The 22066-nt window shown below is 70.1% G+C and carries 22 protein-coding genes; 11 read left to right on the top strand and 11 right to left on the bottom strand.

Annotation, left to right across the window (positions count from 1 at the left end; translation table 11 throughout):
* Window positions 1–116 precede the first annotated feature (116 nt).
* The 3 genes from ACFYY1_RS31500 to ACFYY1_RS31490 form a co-directional block, all read right to left on the bottom strand.
* Window positions 117–626, bottom strand: coding sequence for an NUDIX domain-containing protein (locus tag ACFYY1_RS31500; RefSeq protein ID WP_388591578.1), 510 nt, complete (start codon window positions 624–626; stop codon window positions 117–119).
* Window positions 627–835: 209 nt separating this feature from the next.
* Window positions 836–1138 (bottom strand): hypothetical protein, encoded by a 303-nt coding sequence (locus tag ACFYY1_RS31495; RefSeq protein WP_388591576.1) that lies wholly within the window; start codon window positions 1136–1138, stop codon window positions 836–838.
* 399 nt (window positions 1139–1537) lie between these two features.
* Window positions 1538–1837 carry a hypothetical protein gene (locus tag ACFYY1_RS31490; RefSeq protein ID WP_388591574.1) on the bottom strand — a complete coding sequence of 100 codons (300 nt, stop codon included), beginning with the start codon at window positions 1835–1837 and terminating at the stop codon, window positions 1538–1540.
* Between the two features lie 176 nt (window positions 1838–2013).
* Between ACFYY1_RS31490 and ACFYY1_RS31485 the strand changes: the two genes are divergently transcribed.
* From ACFYY1_RS31485 to ACFYY1_RS31475, 3 genes are read left to right on the top strand one after another with little or no spacing between them, the layout of a single operon-like run.
* The gene (locus ACFYY1_RS31485) at window positions 2014–2166 is read left to right on the top strand and encodes a DUF1427 family protein (RefSeq protein ID WP_388591572.1); all 153 of its coding nucleotides are present in this window, start codon (window positions 2014–2016) and stop codon (window positions 2164–2166) included.
* A complete protein-coding gene (locus ACFYY1_RS31480; RefSeq protein WP_388591570.1) occupies window positions 2163–2408 on the top strand; it encodes a DUF1427 family protein in 246 nt (81 codons plus the stop codon). The genes ACFYY1_RS31485 and ACFYY1_RS31480 overlap by 4 nt, the downstream gene beginning before the upstream one ends.
* Window positions 2409–2428: 20 nt before the next feature.
* Window positions 2429–3232, top strand: a complete 804-nt coding sequence (locus ACFYY1_RS31475) for a DAPG hydrolase family protein (RefSeq protein ID WP_388591569.1) — start codon at window positions 2429–2431, stop codon at window positions 3230–3232.
* Window positions 3233–3354: 122 nt separating this feature from the next.
* On the opposite strand, the gene ACFYY1_RS31470 is transcribed toward ACFYY1_RS31475, so the two are convergent.
* A complete protein-coding gene (locus ACFYY1_RS31470) occupies window positions 3355–4026 on the bottom strand; it encodes a hypothetical protein (RefSeq protein WP_388591567.1) in 672 nt (223 codons plus the stop codon).
* A 495-nt stretch (window positions 4027–4521) separates the two neighbouring features.
* Between ACFYY1_RS31470 and ACFYY1_RS31465 the strand changes: the two genes are divergently transcribed.
* Window positions 4522–6996 carry a hypothetical protein gene (locus ACFYY1_RS31465; RefSeq protein WP_388591566.1) on the top strand — a complete coding sequence of 825 codons (2475 nt, stop codon included), beginning with the start codon at window positions 4522–4524 and terminating at the stop codon, window positions 6994–6996.
* 150 nt (window positions 6997–7146) lie between these two features.
* On the opposite strand, the gene ACFYY1_RS31460 is transcribed toward ACFYY1_RS31465, so the two are convergent.
* The 4 genes from ACFYY1_RS31460 to ACFYY1_RS31445 are packed head-to-tail and all read right to left on the bottom strand — an operon-like array spanning window position 7147 to window position 10093.
* Window positions 7147–7566, bottom strand: coding sequence for a hypothetical protein (locus tag ACFYY1_RS31460; RefSeq protein ID WP_388591564.1), 420 nt, complete (start codon window positions 7564–7566; stop codon window positions 7147–7149).
* A 46-nt stretch (window positions 7567–7612) separates the two neighbouring features.
* The gene (locus tag ACFYY1_RS31455; RefSeq protein WP_388591562.1) at window positions 7613–8155 is read right to left on the bottom strand and encodes a protease inhibitor I42 family protein; all 543 of its coding nucleotides are present in this window, start codon (window positions 8153–8155) and stop codon (window positions 7613–7615) included.
* Entirely contained in the window at window positions 8115–9710 is a 1596-nt protein-coding gene (locus tag ACFYY1_RS31450) for a peptidoglycan-binding protein (protein WP_388591560.1), read from the bottom strand. Before ACFYY1_RS31450 ends, ACFYY1_RS31455 begins: the two co-directional genes overlap by 41 nt.
* An 11-nt stretch (window positions 9711–9721) precedes the next feature.
* A complete protein-coding gene (locus tag ACFYY1_RS31445) occupies window positions 9722–10093 on the bottom strand; it encodes a hypothetical protein (protein WP_388591558.1) in 372 nt (123 codons plus the stop codon).
* A gap of 317 nt (window positions 10094–10410) precedes the next feature.
* On the opposite strand from ACFYY1_RS31445, the gene ACFYY1_RS31440 reads away from it, so the two are divergent.
* From ACFYY1_RS31440 to ACFYY1_RS31425, 4 genes are all read left to right on the top strand, one after another.
* Complete coding sequence (locus ACFYY1_RS31440; protein WP_388591556.1) at window positions 10411–11919, top strand: carotenoid oxygenase family protein; 1509 nt, start codon at window positions 10411–10413, stop codon at window positions 11917–11919.
* Between the two features lie 161 nt (window positions 11920–12080).
* Window positions 12081–12647 carry a GNAT family N-acetyltransferase gene (locus ACFYY1_RS31435; protein ID WP_388591554.1) on the top strand — a complete coding sequence of 189 codons (567 nt, stop codon included), beginning with the start codon at window positions 12081–12083 and terminating at the stop codon, window positions 12645–12647.
* A gap of 252 nt (window positions 12648–12899) precedes the next feature.
* Window positions 12900–13814, top strand: a complete 915-nt coding sequence (locus ACFYY1_RS31430) for a diiron oxygenase (RefSeq protein ID WP_388591552.1) — start codon at window positions 12900–12902, stop codon at window positions 13812–13814.
* Window positions 13815–13842: 28 nt separating this feature from the next.
* On the top strand, window positions 13843–15492 hold the full coding sequence (locus ACFYY1_RS31425) for an FAD-dependent oxidoreductase (RefSeq protein ID WP_388591550.1): 1650 nt from the start codon (window positions 13843–13845) through the stop codon (window positions 15490–15492).
* Between the two features lie 73 nt (window positions 15493–15565).
* Here ACFYY1_RS31425 and ACFYY1_RS31420 read toward each other — a convergent pair whose 3' ends face one another.
* Window positions 15566–16093 (bottom strand): DoxX family protein, encoded by a 528-nt coding sequence (locus tag ACFYY1_RS31420; protein WP_388591548.1) that lies wholly within the window; start codon window positions 16091–16093, stop codon window positions 15566–15568.
* 245 nt (window positions 16094–16338) lie between these two features.
* Between ACFYY1_RS31420 and ACFYY1_RS31415 the strand changes: the two genes are divergently transcribed.
* Window positions 16339–18354 (top strand): FAD-dependent oxidoreductase, encoded by a 2016-nt coding sequence (locus ACFYY1_RS31415; protein ID WP_388591547.1) that lies wholly within the window; start codon window positions 16339–16341, stop codon window positions 18352–18354.
* 141 nt (window positions 18355–18495) lie between these two features.
* Window positions 18496–19035, top strand: a complete 540-nt coding sequence (locus ACFYY1_RS31410; RefSeq protein ID WP_388591546.1) for a PadR family transcriptional regulator — start codon at window positions 18496–18498, stop codon at window positions 19033–19035.
* A 251-nt stretch (window positions 19036–19286) separates the two neighbouring features.
* Here the strand turns inward: ACFYY1_RS31410 and ACFYY1_RS31405 are convergent, their stop codons facing one another.
* Together ACFYY1_RS31405 and ACFYY1_RS31400 are read right to left on the bottom strand one after the other, a co-directional pair.
* On the bottom strand, window positions 19287–20252 hold the full coding sequence (locus ACFYY1_RS31405; protein ID WP_388591544.1) for a DMT family transporter: 966 nt from the start codon (window positions 20250–20252) through the stop codon (window positions 19287–19289).
* Complete coding sequence (locus tag ACFYY1_RS31400) at window positions 20249–21097, bottom strand: phosphatase PAP2 family protein (RefSeq protein WP_388591543.1); 849 nt, start codon at window positions 21095–21097, stop codon at window positions 20249–20251. The genes ACFYY1_RS31405 and ACFYY1_RS31400 overlap by 4 nt, the downstream gene beginning before the upstream one ends.
* A 161-nt stretch (window positions 21098–21258) precedes the next feature.
* Between ACFYY1_RS31400 and ACFYY1_RS31395 the strand changes: the two genes are divergently transcribed.
* Window positions 21259–21882, top strand: a complete 624-nt coding sequence (locus ACFYY1_RS31395; RefSeq protein WP_388591541.1) for a TetR/AcrR family transcriptional regulator — start codon at window positions 21259–21261, stop codon at window positions 21880–21882.
* Window positions 21883–22066 lie beyond the last annotated feature (184 nt).

The following is a 22066-nucleotide window of genomic DNA, read 5'->3' as shown; positions in this document are numbered from 1 at the left end:
TGAACCTCGTGCGCAGCATCGAGGTGCTCCTGAACACAGGCTCCCTGCCTGCGTCGCTGCAGCAGAGCCCCTTCCGGCGGATGCCGAGCGTCGCTGCCGGAAGGGGTGGTGGGGCGTCAGATCTGGTGTCGGGCGGGGTCGAAACCGTGGTGCAGGTAGAGGGTGGTGTCGTGGGTCAGGGCGCGAACGCAGGCGTGGAGGCGGCGAGCCAGGTGCGGTGGGAGGAGGGTGTTCCATTCCTCGGGTGCCGCCAGCGTCCATTCGGTCAGTTCGTCGTTGTCGAGGCGCGCCTGCCGCTGGGCCTGTTCCTTGCTGGTCAGTCCGCCGTCGAAGACGAAGTTGACGAGCGGGGGGCGGCCGTCGGGCTGCTCGGGCACCCAGTCGACGACCAGCAGCCGGCCCGGGGTGAGGTCAAGGCCCAACTCCTCCTTGATTTCGCGCTGGAACGTGCGCCTCGGGTCCTCTCCCCGGTCCAGTCCGCCGCCGGGGACTTCCCAGTGGTCGCGGTAGGACGGTTTCACCAGGAGGAACCGTCCGGCCTTGTCACGGATGGCCGCTCCTGCCCCACCAATGATCTTGGGGAGGGTGGCGTAGTACTCGGCGGGAGGCAGATGCACGGTGCTCATGGAGCGGGACGCTATCCGTGCCACTCGCACGACTCGGATAGCGTCACTCGTCTGACACAGAATCGTGACAAACTGGTGTGATTCTCAGTCCAGTTGCACGGGCCGATGCTCGGCGGCCGGCAGTCGGCGGCCGAACGACGTTCAGCGGCTGCCCTCACAGGCCGGTGCCCTCGATGAGACAGCCTCTCGCCTCGCGGCGCTGCGAGCTGTCAGAACCAGATCCACAGCTTGAACTGGGTGCCCGAAGGTGTGCACTCAGCGCGATAGTAGCGGGAGGGGTTGGACTGCAGGACCCTGATGCCGGCCACGGTGCAATCGGTGAGTGTGTTGTAGGTGGCCCAATAGTGCGCGACCCCGGCCGCGAGGCCGGCCCCCTCCTGCACCACACGGTTGGACCCGACCGTGGCGGCGGTGATCGTGTCGGACGGCGCGGCCATGGCCGGCCAGGCCGAGACACCCAGCGCGAGGACGGTGCCGACGGCAGTGGTCGCGACAGCACGACGAATACGCATGGTTCTCTCCCTCGGTAGGAACACAGAGTTCGTGGCTTGCCTTGCCGCTCTTGCCATACGGGCGCAGAACGACATCCGCACTGCTCCAGAAGCTGTTCACCACGCTCACCGTCCGGCCCACGCGCATGAGCATGGGCATGGGCATGCGGATACGGATGCGGCTCACCGGTGTGCTCAGCCGGAAGCAGGGCGACTTCGCCTTGGTTCAGCCTGATTCCTTGCGGCATCGAGCTTGCCGACTTCGACCGAACTGGAGCAACAGTTCGTAACCGTCTCGGACAGCCATTACTCATTCGTCCTGGTCAGCGCCTTGTCCCGGACACTGTCCCGGACACGGCCCCGGCAGGAGCTCCGAGTGGCATGCATCCGTCGGCCACCAGCCGGGGCCTCGGCCCGTGATCAGGCGTCGTGGCCGAGGTAGGCGGTGACCAGTTTCGGAATGTCGTCGGCCAGCGTGTCCCACGGCATGGCGACCGCCTCCGCCATGTCGGGCGAGGTGGAGACGCGCCACTCCAGGAGGGACTGCACGGCGCGCAGGGCGAGCAGGATGTGGCCGTGTGACGCGCGGGGGCCGGTCGGGAAGCGCCATGAAGACGTCGCACCGTTCCTGCGCCAGCTGGTCGAGGCGCTGCTGAGCGGCTTCCCGCAGCGCGAGGATGGCGGCCGCGTGGACGACGAACTCGCGGACGAGGCAGGCATGTTCCCGGAACAGGGCAACCAGTTGTTCCGCGTACGAGGAGACGGCCCGGACGAAGTCCGGCTGCTGAGCCGCGGCCGGCAGGAACTGCTCCCGCTGGGTACGGGCGACCGCGTCGAGCCAGCGTTGCTGGGTCGAGACGAGCAGGTCCTCCTTGTTGGCAAAGCGCTGGTAGACGGTGCCCACCCATGCCGCTATCGCCGGAGCCGGTCTTGTCGTCGGCGCGATGTACGCGCTGCTGCGCGTGCGCTCACCCGCTCCTCCACTGATCGCTCTGACCGGACTGGCGGGAATGCTGATCGGCTACGGCGTGCTCGAAGCAGTCGCATGAGCCGCACCATCGTCCGCTATGCGCTCTCCCTCGGTGCCGGCGTCCTCGCCGGATTCCTGTACTGGCTCATGGGCGTACCCACCCCGGCCCCGCCGCGGATTGCGCTGGTCGGACTGTTCGGCATCGTCATCGGCGAATCCGGAGGAAGTCTGCTGCACACCCGGCTGCGCCGCCGCCCCGCCACATCGGCCGGTGCCCCCGCGCAGGACGGTGGCGAGTCCGCTCGTCACGTCAGCGACTGAAAGAAATAAAGGGCGTTGTCATGCTTCCCGTGACCTACTACCCGGTCGCCACCCAGGCTCTGTTCCGGCACAACAGTGAACGGATCAGGAACAAGCCGTACGCCAAGTACTTCAACGGCGACCTGTGGCTCCACGACGACGTGATGCCCACCATCCAGAGCGCCATGCCCTCCGACGCCGCCATCACCAGCTCGCCCGAGGACCTCAACACCCTGCTCGACGCCGGCTACCACAAGGTCGAGACCGGCTTCTGCGTCACCGACGACGGCCACCCGTACGTCACCAGCCTCATCCGCTTTCCCGGCTGCACCCCGGAGATGTTCACCTGGTGGTTCTGGTGGCATTCCGTCGAGCCCGAGCGCTACTCGCTCTGGTACCCCTACAACCACCAGCAGGCCGTCCCCCGTGACCAGGACATCCTCACCCGGCCCGGTCTCGCCGACGTCGATCGCTACATCGGCAACACCCACGACATCATCGAGTACATCGGCCCCATGCGCTCGGAACTCACCATCCAGTTCCGCCACCTCTCCGAACCGGGCTTCGACACCAGCCGCTTCGCCCAGTCCGGGATCAGCGCCCACGCGTGCGGCAAGCTCAGCATCAACAACGGCGTCATGCTCCACCTCGTCCGTACCACGGCCGACGGTTTCGAACTGCGCAGCCGGTACATCTTCGACCGCGGCAAGACCTGCAGCACCGACGAGGAACGCGCCGAGGCGCTCGGTTTCGCCTACGAGATGCTCTTGCACGACCAGACCGAATTGACCCACCTTTCCACCTTCCTGGCGTCCATCTACCAGGAATTCGGCAACCAGGGATGAGCCGCCCGGCGGTTCCGGGCCGGCCCCGGGCAGCCCGCCGGACGGCCGAGCAGGTGCTCGGCTTCGTGGCCCCATCGACGCCCACGGTGTTGCCGTGAAACCCGCCGCGACCTGGATGACGTTCACCGCGCGACGGGTGTGCTCACCGAGATGGCGCTCTCGAAGTCGCTGAGTGTGAGCGTGGCTTGAATGTCTGGGTGGGACGCGAAGTGGATCTCCTGGCGTACGCGCACGATGCGGCCCTCCTCGTCGATCCATGCCTCGGCGTCGATCGCGGTGGCGGGGCCCAGATTGCGCCCGGCGGTCCGGTCGACCGATTCGATGTCTTCCGGGGTGAGGCGGGCCGACACACGCAGGGGTTCGCTCCCCCGGTCCACGGAGGCGCTGCGACCGAGCATGAGGCGCACGTACTGCGGAAGCCGGTCCACGGGTATGCCGCCCTTGGCGGTCGACGCAGGGAATTCCTGCCACACCCCGTGGGTTCCGCTTGCACGCCGGTACACCTTCTGCCGGGTGATCACGACGTCTTCGGTGTACTGCTCGGTCTTGTCCGTCGTACGCCCCGTCAAAGGCGCGTTGAGGTTGATCCGTCCCACCACGACCTGCAGTCGTTCGGGCCCGGACCGCGTGACGGCTCCGAGTGCGGCCGAGCAGGGGGCGTCGTCGGCTGCGGCCAGCCGGTCGCGGACCACCTGCCGGTCGGTTTTCGGTCGCGCGGGCGGACCCGAGGCGCATGCCGAGAGCATCAGTGCCGAGACCGCCAGGATCAGGGTCGCCGTCCGGAGGTGAATCAAGGGTCGGTCCTCCGAGTCCCGGGCCCGGAGGGAGAAAGCCCCGGGCCACAGCTGGATGGTGGGCTCATCCTTCCCGGCCGCGGGGAGCAAGTTGCTTGCGGGGTAGCGGGGCCGGCTGCGGTGCGGCAGGCGCCGGTGACGATCACCTCTGCTGAGGACCACAGAAAAGGAGACGCGCCTGAGGTCTAGACGACCTGATTCATCGGATGTATTACTGGGTCCCTCGGCAGGATTCCAGAGAGTGCACCACTGAGTGCCCTGACATCCATGAACGAGGACGTGATGAATAACCCGATGTTTATTTCAATCCTTCTGCGCAATGCTGCGATTGGCCTCACCGCCGCTGCGGTCTCCATGACGACGGTCTTAGCCGCTGTTGCGCCCGCTCAGGCAGCAACCATCCACGTCATCGCGGCACCCGATGGAAAGGGTGTGGACTGCACCGCCACTGCGCCCTGCGATCTCGACGGCGCCCAGGCGAAGGCTCGGCACCTCGTGAGCACGGGAGCACCGGTCACGGTGGAGCTGCTGGACGGCCGCTACGAGCTGTCCGAGACGCTGCGCTACACCGCTGAGGACTCCGGCACGGCCGAGCACCCGGTGGTGTGGCGGGCGGCGGACCCCGGCGGAGTCGTCATCTCGGGCGGCACCCGGGTGACCGGGTGGACCGAACACGACGACGAGCGCGGAATCTGGGTCGCCGACGTCCCGACCGGGAGTCGGTCGCGCCAGCTCTACGTGGACGGCGCCTGGGCCCCGGTCGCGCAGGCCGAGGCCGGCGAACTCGGCTTCCCGTCCTCATGGAAGGGCACGTCCACCGGGTACGCGGTCACCGACGACGCGTCGCGCAAGTGGCTCGACGCGCTCTCGCCCGAGGACGCCGGCAAGGTCGAGTTCGTCTATACCGGCAAGACCGGACCGTGGACTCAGTCACGGTGTCTGGTCGACTCGGTCGCCCCCGAAGAAGGCAGCACCACGGTCACCATGCTCGACACCTGCTGGAACGGGATGACCAGGAGACCGCCTCGTGCCCCGGTCGAGAGCGGCGGCCTGCCCAACATGAGTACCTCGACCGTGCCGACCCGTGTCGAGAACGACTACTCGCTTCTGTCGGCCGGTGAGTGGTACCTCGACTCCGGCGCGGGAAGGCTCTACTACGCTCCCAGGGCCGGGGTCGACATGAAGACCCTCGATGTCACGCTTCCCCGCCTTGAGCGGCTGGTGACCGTCGGCGGCACCCTCGACGAGCCCGTACACGACCTGGTCTTCGAGGGATTGCAGTTCTCCTACGCGACCTGGCTCAGTCCCTCGCGGACCGGTTTCGCCGAGGTGCAGTCCAATCTGCACATCACCGGCGCGCCCAACCAGGGCAAGTGCACGGTGACCACACCGGCGGGCAGTTGCCCCTACGGCGCGCTGAGCCAGCCACTGGGCAATGTGGACGTGACCGCGAGTCGCAACGTCCGGTTCACCGGCAACTCCTTCCGCGCACTCGGTGGCGCCGGGCTGAGCGTGCGCTATGGCGCCACCGGCACCGTGATCGAGGGCAATGACATCACCGACACCTCCTCGACCGGCATCTACCTGGGCTGCACCTACGATCCCCAGCCGTGGGACGCCGGCACGCATCCGGGCATCAAACAGCACTGCACGCCGGACGCGGCGGCGGTGGCCGGGGACACGATCGGCACCGACGAGGTGGTCAAGGGCACCCGTGTCGCCAACAACGTGATCCACGCGGTCGGACGGGACTACAAGGCCGCCCCAGGCGTCACGATCCTGTTCGGGCAGGACCTACGGATGGATCACAACGAGGTCTTCGACACGCCGTACACGGGTATCACCGCGGGCATCGTGCAAGGACACGCCACCGATGCGGACAACCCGGGGAACAACCCGAACGTCAACGCGCGGAACGTGATCAGCGACAACCTGATCTACAACTACATGCAGGAACTGCGTGACGGCGGGGCGATATACGTCGAGGGCCACCAGGCGCAGTACATCGAGAAGGCCGATGGCACCCTGGACATCGCCGCCACACGGGCCAACGGGTTCCGTGCGTCGGGGAACGTGGCGTTCAACGACCGTCCGGACACGAACTTCACCTACTACGACGATGCCGGCTCGCAGTTCATCACCTGGGACGGCAACGTGGCGTTCAAGACCTCCGGGGCCTCGCAAGGCGGCTGCTCACCGGCCGGCTACCTGTGGACGGAGAACAACTACCTGTCGGGCCGCATCGGTCGGTACCCCTGCCCACCGGACCCGCTGGCCGTCGTCACGGGTAACAACACCGAGATCCCGAGTTCGCCCACGCTCGCCGACGTCCCCGAGGCCAAGTTCGCCGAGGCCGGGCTGGAACCGGCCCACCGGGCCCTCTCCCGGTCCGGACCGCTGCAGCTGCGCTACGAGTCCCCGCGCTCGGCCGACGGCACACGGCTGCTGGCCGTGAGCGGACTGACCGACCACACCCGGATCTACGCCGGTCGTACCCTGCTGGAGCAGCGACGCATCAACAGCACCTTCGTGGAGGTGGCCGTCCCGGACGCGGTCGCCTCGCATCCGATCTCCGTCGGCCGGCCGGCCGATCCGCAGCAGTGGACCCGGGTGAACGAGACAGACCCGAGCACGACCGGTTCCGGTTGGTCGCTCTCCTCCGGCCGTGAGCTCGGGGACTTCCACGACGATCTCCTCTATGCCGAGGACAACGGATCCACCGTTTCCTTCCGGTTCACCGGATCCCGGGTTCGCGTCTACGGGGAGACCAACGCCGACCAGGGCGAGCTGGCCATCACCGTCGACGGCGGCAATCCGGTGACCGTCGACACCTGGTCGCCCTCGCGTCGGAGCAACACCGTCGTCCACGAGACCCCTCGGCTGCGCGACGGGGAGCACACCGTGACCATCACCAAGCTGAGCGGTGCCTACGGCACGTTCGACGGCTACGAGTGTCTGGGCCGTTGGTGAGCCCGCCGGCCTGAAACTCCCCGCGGGGCCTGAGCAGCAGGTTGCTGCTCAGGCCACCGACCCCGACGCGCGGCCGGTGACCGTCACCGCGTACGGGCCCGCGGGAACCATCAGGGCCGTCGGGCCCGACGGTTCATGACGCGACGCGGATCACCTGCTCCGGTCCCGCGCCCGGGTCAGCTGCTTCAGTTCGACGATGGTCGCGACGGCACGCAGCCAGGTGGCCGCGGTGTCGTCGGCGGCCACCCCGCCCATGAGTTCGGTGCCGGCTCGCAGCCACTCCCGTACCACTTCGGCCGCCTCCCGGCGGGGCAGGGGCTCGGGCAGCTCCGCGGCGCGGGCGAGCCCGCCGGCGCGCACGGTGTCGGCGAGGAAGGCGACCGAACGCGGCTCGGTGCCCAGGCGGTCGAGGATGACGGCCGCGGCCACGGCCCCGTCGCCGAACAGGGCGGTACGCCGGCTGCCGGGCTCGGCGGTGAGGCCGTAACGCAGCAGGACGGTGATGTCGAGCCGGGCCAGCTCGTCGTCCGTGCGGTCCGGCGGGTACGGGTTCGGGGCTTCGTGGTTCATGGCGGGACCTCTGGTGTCTCGTCCCGTCCGACTGGTCCGCTGGGGCTCAGTCGACGGTGACGGTGTAGGTGATGCGCTCGGGAGCCTGGGCCGGGGAGGGGGAAGGGGACCCCGTCGCCGTGGTCGGTGTGGCGGTGGGGCCGGTCGCCTCGGGAGGCAGTGTGGAGGTGTTGCCCCGGCACGTGCTGAAGGTGCAGTGCAGCAGCGTGAACCGGGTGGTCCCCTTGCCCTTGGCCTCGAAGGTGAAGGTGAGCCGGCCGCCGGCACCGGCCCCCGGCTCGTCGCCGGAGTCCGACGCGTAGTCCTGGCCGCGGCTGACCAGCACCGAGCTGTCGGGCTCGGGGTCGACCAGGTACCAGTACTCGCGGGTGGAGGCGTTCTGGTCGACGGTGAGCGTGAAGCGCTCGCCCGGCTCGGCGGTGATGCTGGTGTCGTCCACCGGGCGGCTCGCGCCGCTCGTGGAGCCGCCGGCCGGTTCGTCGGAGCCCGAGTCGCAGCCCGTGGCGAGAGCGAGGAGCGCGGCCGCCGCGATCGCGGCACCGCCCCTGCTACCGCGGAAGATAGACGCTGTACGCGTTGGGGAGATCACTGTTGGAAGCCTTGCCCATGTGGCCGTTGATGAAGTCGTCCTCGCTGACCCAGGTGGTCTGGCCCCAGGGGTTGTACACCTGAAGCATGTCACCCTCCTGGGCGATGATGGTCATCGCGTGCGCGCCCTCCTCGCCCGAGACGTCGACCGGCACCGGATGCCCCTGCGCCACCGACTTCTCGACTTCGGTCAGGACCGCCCTGCGGTCGGCGGCGTTGTCCAGGTCCTGGCGCTCGTAGTCACTGCCGGTGGCACTGCCGACGGCGGTGTCATTGATCCGTTCCTGCCCCTCGGAGCCCATTCCGCCCCAGTTCTCGCCGCCGTCACCTTCGGTGTGCAGCCGGTGCTGTTCGGCCACCAGCCGCTGCTTGAAGGCCTCGGGGTCGTCCTGCTGTCCGTCGGGGCCGCCGGTGAGGTCGAGCGCGTACAGGGGGTCGACCATGGCGCGGGACGTGACGGTGGACGAGGCCACGCAGGTGCCCTCGGAGCCGTCGCCGCCCTGGATCCACCGCTGGCCGTTGAACGTGACGAAGTCCATGTTGTTGTTCGAGCCGTCCGACGCCAGGCCTTCGTCGTTCATGCTGTCCGAGGCGGTGACCACTGGAGTGAGATGCCGGCGCATCCAGTCGGGATCCTTGTCGTGGATCTTGTCCTGGAACGCACTGATCTCTGTGACGCTGTGGCCTGCGGCCAGGGCCTTCATCAGGTAGGCCCGCTCCTGTGGGGTCTGCGACTTCGCCAGCATCCGCTCCATGGCCGTCTCGTCGTCGAGACTCAGCTGGTCCATTCGCGTCGACGCCCGTGTCAGGTCGTTGGCGGTGAGGATCTCGTTCAGCTCGGTGTCCGCGCCCGCGACGCCGGTGTCGGCGAGCATCAGCTTGTCGACGGCGGTGAGTTCGCTGGTCTCCATCTTCCCGGCCCGTGCCTCGGCGGCCCACTTGTTCAGGTCACGGGCCGCGATGCGGGTGGCCTCCTGCGCCTCGGAGACGGCGTCGTGCATCATGTCGACCGCGTAGGAGCCGAAGTGGGCGGCGTTCTGGCGGTCCCACTCCTCCTCGTCGTTCTCGTGCAGGTTGTCGAAGAATCCGTCCTTGCCGCCGAGCATCTTCTTCTGCTCCAGCAGCTGTCCACGGCCCCGCTCGTCGTTGCGCTGGGCGGCGCCGATCGCGTCGGACAGCGTCAGCAGCACCGACGCACATCCCTGGAACGCGTCACTCATCTGCGTCACGGCCCGCCCGGCGGCGTTCACCACGTCGGAGGCGAGGACACCCGTGTCGCCGACCCACACTTCCGGAAGACCCTTGCGGCCCACCCGGTCGACCTGGTCGAAGATGTCTGCGACGCGGCCGACCTGGCCGCGGTAGAGGTCGGCCAGGCCCTCCAGGAGGCCTTGGTCGCCACCCGGTGCGGGCACCGAGAGGGCGTCGTCGATCAGGTCGAGGAGCTCATTCTTGCTCCCGGCACCGAGCATCTTCTTGGACAGCCCGGCAAGCCACGCGAGGCGGAAGGAAGGGGAATCGAGAGGGGAGGAGAAGGGGGAGGAGAAGAACGACATCGGCCCGTCCCTCAGTAATCCGACAGGACCGAGCTGCGCCCGCCCTGCGTCGATGTGTCGGTGAGCGCACTCGAACCGCCGACGTGGACGCTGTCCACGCCCGTCCTCACCTGGCCGTCGGTGCCGTGGTAGGTCTTCTTGGCCAACTGCACCTTGCCCCCGAGCTCGTGCAACGCCGACGCCAGCGTCTTCGCCTCGGCCTCCCATGCCTTGACGAACGCGTTGAGCGCCGACGCGGCGTCATGGCCGCCGGCATCGTCGTACGAGTAGGTCTTGCGGGACTTGACGGCCGAGCTGACGCCGTCCATATCCGTGCCGGCATCGTCGAGTTGCCGGGCCTGGCCGGTCATACCCGCTTTTATCCGGTAGCCGTCGACGCCCACCACATCTCCCCCGTACGCATTCGATCACGACCGCCGGGCAGGCTAACACGCTCTGCGCATACGAGAGATCGCCTGCCATCGACCACACACACGTCCTCCACAGTCGACGAACTCCGTGACGCCTTCGTTCACCAGGACCATCCGGGGCCGTCGCCGAGGTGACGGCCCCGGATGGTCCTGGGGCCCCGGGGGGGGGTGTTGCCGGCGACACCCCCGACCGGGGCCCAGGCCGACTGACCGGACGCCGGTCGCGCAGCAGACTCGTCACCGGCACCGGCGAGGATCCGCCGGGCACGGATCACGGACGGGGACGAAGGATGAGCAGTCACACACGCCGAAGGATTCTCCGGGGCGCGGCACTCGCGGCGGCAGGCAGCGTCGTCGGAGGCTACGGCCTCGGCCACTACGCCGCCCCGGCGCAGGCCGCCACCCGCGGCTCGGCTTCCCAGGGCCCCGGGTCGACCCCGTTCCTGGAGGGCGCCTTCGCGCCGGTCACCGAGGAACTCACCGCGTTCGGCCTCGAAGTGACCGGCCGGATCCCGCACGACCTGGACGGCCGCTACCTGCGTACCGGACCCAACGCGCTGGGCATCGAGGACCCGCGGGCCCACCACTGGATGCTCGGCGACGGCATGGTCCACGGGGTGCGGCTGCGCGGCGGGCGCGCCGAGTGGTACCGCAACCGGTGGGTGCGCTCGTCCCTGGTGACACGGAAGCTGGGCGAGCCGTACCCGGGTGAGGTGCCGCCGGACGACTTCGCCTGCAACACGCACGTCATCCCGTACAAGGGGCGCATCCTGGCCCTCCAGGAGAGCGGGCCGCTGCCGTACGAACTGGACGGCGAGCTGAACACACTGCGCCCGTACGACTTCCGCTCCACGCTGGAGGGCGCGTTCACCGCGCACACCAAGTACGACGCGGTGGCGGACGAGCTGCACGCGGTGGCGTACTACCCGACCTGGGACCACGTACGGCACATCGTGATCGACCGGACCGGCCGGGTGGCAAGGACCCACCGGATCCCGGTCGCTGACGCGCCGATGATGCACGACTTCGCCCTGACCGGGAAGTACGTGGTGATCGTCGACGTGCCGATCACGTTCGACATGGCAGCCGCCGAGGCGGGCGCACCCGTGCCCTACGTGTGGAACGCGAAGCACCCGATGCGGTTGGGGGTGATGCCGCGGAGCGGTGGCACCACCCGCTGGTTCGAGATCGATCCGGTGTACTACTCGCACACGCTCAACGCCTACGACCAGGGCGACACCATCGTCATGGAACTCACCACCATGCCCGCTCCGTTCTACGCCGCGGGCCGCGGCAACGGCGGCCCCTCCACGACCGGCACGCCCGTGCTCGACCGCTGGACCATCGATCTGCGTGCGGGCCGTGTCCGCAGCACCCGTGTCGACGACCTGCCGCAGGAGTTCCCGCGCGTCAACGAGTCCCTGGTGTCGCGGCGGCACCGCTTCGCGTACACGGCGAGCGCGGCGGAGATGTGGCGCGCCTATGAGACGGTCGACGGGGTGCCGCCGGACGACAGGTTCACCAACTGCCTGGTGAAGCACGACATGCTGCGCGACAGCCGGCAGGTGCACCGCTTCCCGGACGGCGCGGCGGCCGGCGAGCCGGTGTTCGTGCCGCGTCGCGGGGCACGGGACGAGGACGACGGTTACCTCCTCTCCTACGTGCACGACCCGGACCGCGGCGCGAGCGACCTGGTGATCCTCTCCGCGCAGGACTTCACCGCCCGCCCCCTGGCCCGTGTCCACCTGCCGGGACGGGTACCGCTCGGCTTCCACGGCAGCTGGGTCCCGGACGCGTGAACGGTTTCCCCGTACGGGCGCCAACAGGCTTTCTCCGTAACGGATTCGAACGAAGCAGGGCCCCCGGTGCGACCCGGTGCGCCGTTTCTCCCGCCCCCTGGTCTTGCTCGTTCCAGGAGCATGGCCATCAGTGCCTGCGGTCGACTGAGGGGATGGAAGTCATGAGCGACATGTGGACCGGTGAGAAGGTGCGTCTGCGTGGCGTCGAGCCCGGGGACTGGGAGGGCTTTCGTTCCCTGGCCCGGGACACCGTCGACATCCGCAACTCCGGTCTGGTCGAGCCGCCCCGCTCCGAGGAGAGCTTCCGGGCCTGGACGGCCGAGCGTGCTGCCCGGGCTCCTGGCGGTGAGGCGTTCCGGCTGGTGGTCGAGACGCTGGCCGACCGCACGTTCTCGGGGTCCGTGACGGTCGGTGAGACGGACACGCGTGCCGGACGGTTCAGGACCGGGATCGTGATCGCCCGTGATCACCGTGGCCGGGGCCACGCCACCGAGGCCAGCGAACTGCTCCTCACGTACATGTTCGCCGAGCAGCGCCACAACAAGTGCGAGGTCGAGGTCCATGCGTTCAACGAGGCCTCGCTCGCCCTCTACCGCAAGCTCGGCTTCACGGAGGAGGGACGGCTGCGGCAGCACGAGTTCTTCGCGGGCAGTCACCACGACGTCGTGCTGCTCGGTATCACCGCCGACGAATACTGGGCCACCCATCGGCGTCCCACCGTGCGCTGAACCCCCGAACCGCCGCGTCGTCCGCGGCCCGGCCCGCCCGCCGGCCCGCCCGCCCGTGATCGATCGAGCGGATTCGGTACGAGGGGTAGGCCCGCACGGCACTCTTGCTATACGTTCCGTCTAACAGCTTGCTAGACGCGACGTCTAACAAGCGATGGAGGCGCTCGGCAGCCACGCACCCATCGAGCGGGTACGGGATGGGGTCACGGCCGGCCGGCGTCGAGTCGATCTGTCGAATCGAGGAGCCGCACCATGGCAAGCAGCACCCTTCGGCCGGAGGACCAGGACCGGCTCGACGAGCAGGACGTCGCCCGGCGGCTGCTCGACTCGTCGGCGAAGCTGTCGTACGACCCCGTCACCGAGGTGGACTGGGACACCCCGCTGGACAAGGACTTCCACGGTGCGAGCCCCGAGTGGAGCACGCTCTACGGCACGGCGTACTGGAACGAGCTGACCGATGCCCAGCGCAAGGAGCTGACGCGGCAGGAGGCCGCTTCGGTGGCCAGCACCGGCATCTGGTTCGAGATGATCCTCCAGCAGATGGTGCTGCGCGACATCTACACGACGGACGCGACCGACCCGCGGTTCCAGTGGGCACTCACCGAGATCGCCGACGAGTGCCGGCACTCCATCATGTTCGCCCGCGGGGCGGCGAAGCTGGGCGCCCCCGCCTACCGGCCGCGCCGTGCGGTGGTGGAGCTCGGCCGGGCGTTCAAGACGCTCGCGTTCGGCGAGGCCGCGTACGCCGCAATCCTGGTTGCCGAGGAAGTGCTCGACGTCATGCAGCGGGACTGGATGCGCGACGAACGGGTCGCGCCGTTCGTGCGCACCATCAACAACATCCATGTCGTGGAGGAATCACGGCACATGAAGTTCGCCCGCGACGAGACGCGCAAGCGGCTCCGGGACGCGGGCCCGCTGCGCCGGCAGCTCAACGCGTTCGTGATCGCGGTCGCGTCCTACTTCATCGTCACCAGCATGGTGAACCGGCAGGTGTACGAGAACGCCGGGCTCGACACCCGGCGCGCCGTCGCCGAGGCCGGGGCGAACGAGCACCACAAGTCCCTGATGCGGTCCAGCTGTTCGGGACTCATGGAGTTCCTGGCCTCGGCCCGCCTCCTCACCAAGCCCGCGCTGGCTCTGTACAAGCGCGCCAACCTGATCTGATCCGAGCCGAGCGACCCGAGCTGACGAGATGACCTACGCCATCACCCAGACCTGCTGCAGCGATGCGACATGCGTCGCCGTGTGCCCGGTCAACTGCATCCATCCGACGCCGCAGGAGCGGGCCTTCGGCAGCACGGAGATGCTGTACGTCGACCCGAAGTCCTGCATCGACTGCGGTGCCTGCGCGGACGCCTGTCCGGTCGACGCCGTATTCCCGGTGGACAGCCTGCCGGCCGCGCAGGCGGAGTACGCCGCGATCAACGCGGCCTACTTCGCCGGGCAGGAGCCCGATCCGGTCCCCGCGGGACCGAACTTCCACCGCTGGAGCGCCCCGTCGTTCGAGCGTGATCTGCCGTCCGACTTCGCGCCGATCCGCGTGGCGGTCGTCGGCACCGGCCCGGCCGGGATGTACGCCGCCGAGGATCTCCTCCTGCACACCAACGCCGAGGTGACCCTGGTCGACCGGCTGCCCGTGGCCGGTGGGCTGGTCCGGTACGGCGTGGCGCCCGACCACCCCGCGACCAAGAAGGTGGGCGACACCTTCGCACGCTTCCACGACCACCCGAGGGTACGCATGCACCTCGGGGTCGAGATCGGCAAGGACATCACCGCCCAGGAACTCGCCGCCCACCACCACGCGGTCGTCTACGCGGTGGGCGCCTCCACCGACCGCCGCATCGGCGTGCCGGGCGAGGAACTGCCGGGCAGCATATCGGCGACCTCGTTCGTGGCCTGGTACAACGCCCACCCCGAGGTCGCGCCGGACGCCGTCGGCCTGCCCTCGGAACGGGTCGTCGTGGCCGGCAACGGCAATGTCGCCCTCGACGTCGCCCGTATCCTCGTCGCGGATCCGTCGACCCTGGCCGGGACGGACATCGCGGATCACGCGCTCGCCGCGCTGCGCGCCTCGAAGGTGCGCGAGGTGGTGCTGCTCGGCCGACGGGGCCCGGAACACGCGGCGTACAGCGCCTCCGAGCTGCTCGCCCTGAAGCATCTGGCGGGCGTGGAACTGGTGGTCGACGACCACGATCCGCGAACCGGCGCGACGATCGACGGCGCGGCTCCGGACGAGAAGGCCGGCCTGCTGCGGGACGTGCCCCGGGAGGCGGTGGACTGGTCGCGTTCGCCCGAGCCGGGACGACGCATCGTCTTCCGGTTCCACTCCGCCCCCGTCGAGGTGCTCGGCGACGACACCGTACGGGCCGTGCGGGTGACGGGAGGTCCGGGCGAGCTGGACATTCCGGCCGGCACACTGCTGCGGGCGGTCGGCTACCGCGGCGCGCCCGTCGCGGGGCTGCCCTTCGACGAGGCGACCGGCACCGTCCCGCACGAGGGCGGCCGGGTGACGGGGATGCCCGGGACGTACGTCGTCGGCTGGATCAAGCGCGGGCCCTCGGGTGGCATCGGGGCCAACCGTGCCTGCGCCGCCGAGACCGTCGGCACGCTCCTGGACGATGCCGTGTCCGGCGCCCTGCCCGCACCGTCGTCCGCGTCCAAGGCGTTCCTCCGGCTGGCCCGGAGCCGCAGTCGCCATGTCGTCGACGCCAAGGGGCTGGCCGCCATCGACCGGGCCGAGATCGCGCGGGGCCGCGACGGCGGGCGCCCGCGGGTGAAGTTCGGCACGGTGCCGGAGCTGATCGCGGCGGCGAAGGGCGGCCGCTGGAAACTGTCGAGCTGAAACGCCGTGGTCGCGGAGGGGGCCGGACGGCTCCCTCCCTGGGGTGCCGCCCGGTCCCTGTCTTGTCGGGGGGTCAGGTCGCGTCGGGGTCGACCGCGACCCGCCCCTTGGCACGCCTGCCGACCACGGCCGCCGCCGCGACGGCACTGCCCGCGAAGGCCAGGGCGACCATCCACGGCTGGTTGAAGACATGCCGGGTGGCGTGGTCGACGGAGTAGCGTCCCGGCCCGGTCAGGCCGAGCGCCGCGGCGGTGAAGCCGAGGAAGGCCGGGTACTCGTAGCCACCGCCCTGCGCGAAGAACCCGGCGGGAGCGTGGACGGCCACGGCCCCCGCCATCGCCCCGGCCGCGGCCGCGCCGGCCGCCGGGGTGGCGAGGCCGAGGGCCAGCAGCACTCCGCCGCCCGCCTCGCCGAGCCCGGCGGCGACCGCGCTGTGCTTCGGCGGATGGAAGCCCATCGCCTCCATCGCGGCGGTGGTTCCTTCGATGCCTCCGCCGCCGAACCAGCCGGCCAGCTTCTGGGCGCCGTGCGCGGCCAGTACCGCGCCGGTGCCGACGCGCAGGACGAGCAGGCCGAGGTCATGCCGGTCGTGGCAGGCCATGGGTGTCTCCGCAGGGTTCGGGGATGGAGGCGGGGCGTGCGGTGCAGGGCATCCGTGTCGACGCCGGCCGGATGCCGCGGTTCCACTTTCCGTGGAACGGGGCGTCGACGTGTCCCTGTGTTACGCCGTCCGGGGGACGGGCGGCCTTGGCACCCATGAGACCCACGCCATTATGCAACTTGTTGCACAATGGCGTTCCGGTGGTCTACAACTGGCGCAGACGACACTGCGTGAGGAGCCACCGCATGAGCCCGTACCCGAATCTGCTGAGCCCGCTCGACCTGGGGTTCACCACCCTCCCCAACCGGGTGCTGATGGGCTCGATGCACATCGGTCTCGAAGAGGTCGAGCGCGGCTTCGAGCGGATGGCCGCCTTCTACGCGGAGCGCGCCCGGGGCGGCGTCGGTCTGATGGTCACCGGTGGCATCTCCCCCAACGCCCGGGGCTGCTCCTTCCCCGGCGGGGCGAAGATGACCACCGAGGCGGAGGCCGAGCAGCACGCGCTGGTCACCTCGGCCGTCCATGCGGCGGGCGGCCGGATCGCCATGCAGATCCTGCATTTCGGCCGGTACGCGCACCACCCCGACCTGGTGGCCCCGAGCGCGATCCAGGCCCCGATCAGCGCCTTCACCCCGCACGCCCTCGCGGACGACGAGGTCGAGGAGACCATCGAGGACTTCGTCCGGGCGGCCGAGCTGGCCCGCCGCGCCGGGTACGACGGGGTCGAGATCATGGGCTCCGAGGGCTACCTGATCAATGAGTTCATCGCCTCCGCCACCAATCACCGCACCGACCGCTGGGGCGGCTCGTACGAGAACCGCATCCGGTTCCCCGTCGAGATCGTGCGCCGGGTCCGCGAGCGGGTCGGCAGCGACTTCATCCTGATCTACCGGCTGTCGATGCTGGACCTGGTGCCGGGCGGTTCCTCGCTGGAGGAGGTCGTGCGGCTCGGCCGCGAGATCGAGGCGGCGGGCGCGACGATCATCAACACCGGGATCGGCTGGCACGAGGCCCGTATACCCACCATCGCCACCTCGGTGCCGCGCGGCGCCTACACCTGGGTCACGGAGAAGGTCCGCGGAGCCCTCTCCGTACCGCTGGTGACGAGCAACCGCATCAACACTCCCGAGGTCGCCGAGGAGGTCCTCGCCTCGGGGCGCGCCGACATGGTGTCGATGGCCCGGCCGTTCCTCGCCGACCCCGATTTCGTCGCCAAGGCGGCCGCGGGCCGCGCCGACGCGATCAACACCTGCATCGGCTGCAACCAGGCCTGCCTGGACCACATCTTCAGCGGCAAGGTCACCTCCTGCCTGGTCAATCCGCGCGCCTGTCACGAGACCGAACTCACCCTGTCGCCGACCCGCACCGTGAAGCGGGTGGCGGTCGTGGGCGCCGGGCCGGCCGGTCTCGCGTGCGCCGTCTCGGCGTCCGAGCGCGGTCACGAGGTCACGCTGTTCGACGCGGCCGAGGAGATCGGCGGCCAGCTCAACGTGGCGCGCAGGGTCCCGGGCAAGGAGGAGTTCGACGAGACGCTGCGCTACTTCCGTACCCGGCTCCGGGAGGAGAAGGTCGAGCTCCGGCTCGGTACGCGGGTCATGGCCGACACGCTCGGCGGCTTCGACGAGGTCGTCCTCGCCACCGGTGTCACCCCGCGTTCCCCCGGGATCCCTGGCCAGGACCACCCCAGCGTGGTCGGCTACCTCGATGTCCTGCGCGACGGGGCGCCGGTGGGCGACCGGGTCGCGATCATCGGGGCGGGCGGCATCGGCTTCGACGTCGCCGAGTTCCTGACCGACTCGGGCGATGCCGCGAGCAGTGACCCCGAGGTGTTCTTCCGGCAGTGGGGCGTCGACACCGAATACCGCGAGCGGGGCGGGCTCCGGGCCCCGGAGCGTGCGAAGACGCCCCGGACCGTCCATCTGATCCAGCGCAGGACCGGCAAGGTCGGCGCGGGGCTGGGGAAGACGACCGGCTGGATCCACCGCACCGAGCTGCGGCACCGCGGCGTCACGACGATCGCGGGCGCCGCCTACGACCGGATCGACGACGAGGGCCTGCACCTCACGGTCGGCGGCGAGCAGCATCTCCTGCCGGTCGACACGATCGTGCTCTGCGCGGGTCAGGAGCCGCGCCGTGACCTGTACGAGGAGCTGCTCGCCGCAGGTCGTCCGACGCATCTGATCGGCGGCGCCGATGTGGCCGCCGAGCTGGACGCCAAGCGGGCGATCCGCCAGGGCACGGAGCTCGCGGCCTCGCTCTGACGCGCGGACACCGCGGCCTCGTGGTCCAGTGCTCGCGCCGCAGGGCCCCGACACCCACGGGGCCGCGGCATCCACGGGCCGCGATGTCCACGAGGCCGCTGCCGCGCCGGGCCACTCCCGGCCGTCCATAGGATGCACCCCATGTCACTCCCGCACGCGATCCTCACCGCCCTGCTCGAAAAGCCGTCGTCGGGGCTGGAGCTGACCCGCAGGTTCGACCGGTCGATCGGCTACTTCTGGTCCGCCACGCACCAGCAGATCTACCGGGAGCTGGGGAAGCTGGAGCAGGCCGGACAGATCCGGGCGCTGCCCTCGGAGCAGCCCGCGCGCGGGCAGAAGAAGGAGTACGAGGTGCTGCCGGCCGGCCGGGAGGCGCTCCGCGCCTGGGTGGCCCGCCCCGAGGACCCCAAGCAGGTCCGGGATCCGCTGCTGCTGCGCATGCGGGCGGCGGCGGTCGTCGGGGCCCCCGGGCTGGACGCGGAACTCCGTCGCCACCTGGGGCTGCACCGTCGGCAGCTGGCGGAGTATCTGGAGATCGAGGAGCGGGACTTCCCGCCAGGGCGGAACTCCGAGGAGGACCGGCTGCGGCATCTGGTGCTGCGCGGCGGCATCGATCTGGAGAACTTCTGGATCGGCTGGCTGACACGGGCACTGGACCAGGAAGAGAGGCCGGCTCCCTGAGGGCTGTCCCGTAATCCCTGGCGGGCGTGCGACGACGGCCACGGCACCTCGCCGCGTTGTCGGAACGCCCGAATACAACCAGTATTCGGGCGTCCCTCCGCCTTGCGATGCACCGCGTCCGACGCCGCACGCTGATCCACCAGGGATTACGGGACAGCCCTTCGGCGGGTCGTTTCAGAACGTGACAGTGGAGTGGTCGGACGTCACGTTCCCGCGGCACACCACCGGTCGGCAGGCAGCGCTTCCGCGCGTCACGGACCGCCCACCGGTGCCCGGTCCGGTTCCGGTCGCAGCGTCGGCAGGTCCATCGGCCCCCGGCTCGCGATGACGACCCGTGACGGCGGTCCGGCCCCGGGCTCCGGCCCGTCCCCGGCCGGGCCGGCGGCGGCCGGGGTCTGGGCCTGGGCGCGGCTGAGCAGGATCACACCCCGTACCGCCGCCACCGTCCCGAGCAGGGCCAGGAACAGGCTGGTCGTCCCGCCCTGGAGGCGTTCACCGAGCAGGGCCAGGCCGATGGCCGCCGCTGCCACCGGATTGGCGAGCGTGACTACCGCCAGCGGTGCTCCCAGACCACCCCGGTAGGCGGTCTGGGAGAGCAGCAGCCCGCTCATCGCGAACGCGGAGACCAGCAGCGCGACGACGACCAGACGCCAGCTGAGCAGCGGGCCGGTGTGGTCGGTGACCGAGACGGTCAGGGTCTGGGTGAGCGCGGAGGCGACCCCGGACGTGATGCCGGACGCGGCGGCGTGCCGCAGACCGGGGCGCGCTCCCGGGCGGCTGAGTCCGGCGACGACGGCCATCGTCCCGGCTCCGACGGCCAGCGCCTCGGGCAGGCTGAGCGTCTCGTGCGGGGCGGCGCCGCCCGCGGTCATCAGCAGGGCGCCGAGGCCGAGCAGGGTGAGGATCGTGCCGCGCCATTCGGTCCTGGTGACCCGGCGTCCGGCGGCCCTGGCGCCCAGCGGAACCGCGGCGACCAGGGTGAGGGCACCGAGCGGCTGGACGAGCGTGAGCGGCCCGTACTTGAGCGCCGCGACATGCAGCAGCGCGCCGCCCGCGTTCAGCGCGACCGCCGACCACCAGGCGCCCCGGCCGAGCAGCCGAAGCACACCGGCGTCCCGGTCGGTCCGCCCGGCGAGCCGGGCCTGCGCCACCGCGGCCGCGGCGTAGGCGGCGGCCGAGACCAGGGACAGCGCGACGGCGATCACGGTGGCGTTCATCGCCGGGCCCCGGTCGAGGCGTACGCGGCCGAGTGTGCGGGATCGGTGGCGTACGGAACGGCCGACGGCGCGGGTTCGCCCGTCGTGGCCGGCCACGGGAGATGGGCCCGTACCGGAGTCGTGCGCGGCAGCCGCAGCGCCGCGAAGGCCACCGCGAGCAGCGCGGAGACGACGATCGAGTCGAGCCAGTAGTGGTTGGCCGTGCCGACTATCACCAGCAGGGTGACGAGCGGATGCAGCAGCCACAGCCAGCGCCACCGCGACCGGGTCGCGACGATCAGCCCGACGGCGACCATCACCGCCCAGCCGAAGTGCAGCGAGGGCATGGCGGCGAACTGGTTGGCCATCGAGTCGGTCGCCGGCGTCGCCCCGTACACCGACGGTCCGTACACCTGGCCGGTGTCGACCAGCCCGGTGGCGGCCAGCAGCCGAGGCGGGGCGAGCGGGAAGAGCAGGTGGAGGACGAGTGCGGCGCCGGTGAGTGCGGCGAGGATGCGCCGCGACCATATGTAGTGGCGGGGGCGACGCCAGTAGAGCCAGACGAGGAAGAGCAGCGTGGCCGGGAAGTGAACGGTCGCGTAGTAGGTGTTCGCGAGGTGGATCAGCGTCTCGTCGTGCAGCAGCAGGCTCTGCACCGCGCCCTCGTCGGGCAGGTGCAGGGAGCGCTCGAAGTCCCAGACGTGTCCGGCGTTGCGGTACGCCTCGTCGACGTGACCGTTCGCGGCCTGGCGGCCGAGCTTGTAGATCACGAAGAGTCCCACGACCAGAAGCAGTTCGCGGACGAGGGGCGGTCGGGCAGAACTGTCCGGCTCCCGATCTGCTGGCTCGCTACCGGCGTACTTCACCCGGTGCCCCTTTGCTGACGAAGCGGTGTTACGGCGGCATGGTCCAGTCCATGCCGTATCGATACGCCAGTGTACCGATACGCGAACGTATCGGTACACGCGCGTATCGGTACACTGGCGTATCGAAGGCCTCGTCGCAGAGTCGCTGAGAGGAAAGGCACATGTCGCCGCAGGAAGCCGCACAGGAACCGGCACAGACGCCACGTCGCTCGAAGATCACGCCGGAGCGGGCGCAGGAGTTCTACGCGGCCGTGCTCGACCTGCTGAGAGAGTCCGGTTACGAGGCGCTCACCATGGAGGGAGTGGCCTCGCGGACCCGCTGCGGCAAGTCCACGCTCTACCGGCAGTGGGGCTCCAAGCCGGAACTGGTCGTGGCCGCACTGCACGGCACCCGGCAGGGACTGCTGCCGCACATCGACACCGGCAGCCTCGCGAGCGATCTGCGCGAGGCTGCGCGGTCGATCGGCGCGGGCTCGGGGCGCGACACCCCGCTGATGCACGCACTTAGCCATGCCGCGCTGCAGAGCCCCGAACTGCTGTGCGCGCTGCGCGAGGCGCTGATCCTGCCCGCACTCGCGGCGATCGACGCCATGGTCCGGCGCGGCGCGGAGCGCGGCGAGATCCGGCCGGACAACCCGGCCGCGGAGTTCGTCTCCGCACAGCTCCTGGGCGTGATGCGCGCCCGGCCGCTGCTGGAGGGAAAGAACGCGGACGAGGCGTATCTCACCCGCTTCGTGGAGAACGCGATCCTTCCCTCACTCGGACTGGGTGCGCCCGCGCACTAGTCCCGACAGACGTGGGCCGTTGTCCGAGCGGATGACGACGACCCGCCGGCGCCGCACCGTGGGGACGGGGGCGGCGCACCATCCGGGCGGGGGGGGGGGGGGGGGGGGGGGGGCCGGGCCCCCGCCCGGGGGGGGGGGGGGGGGGCCACAAGAACAATTGGTGGTTGTATGAGGCAGGGGGGGC

Origin of the sequence: Streptomyces sp. NPDC001890 (assembly GCF_042891445.1) — a bacterium.
GTDB lineage: Bacteria > Actinomycetota > Actinomycetes > Streptomycetales > Streptomycetaceae > Streptomyces.
Note: the sequence above shows the minus strand (reverse complement) of the source record. Positions and strands in the feature narration are given on the sequence as shown.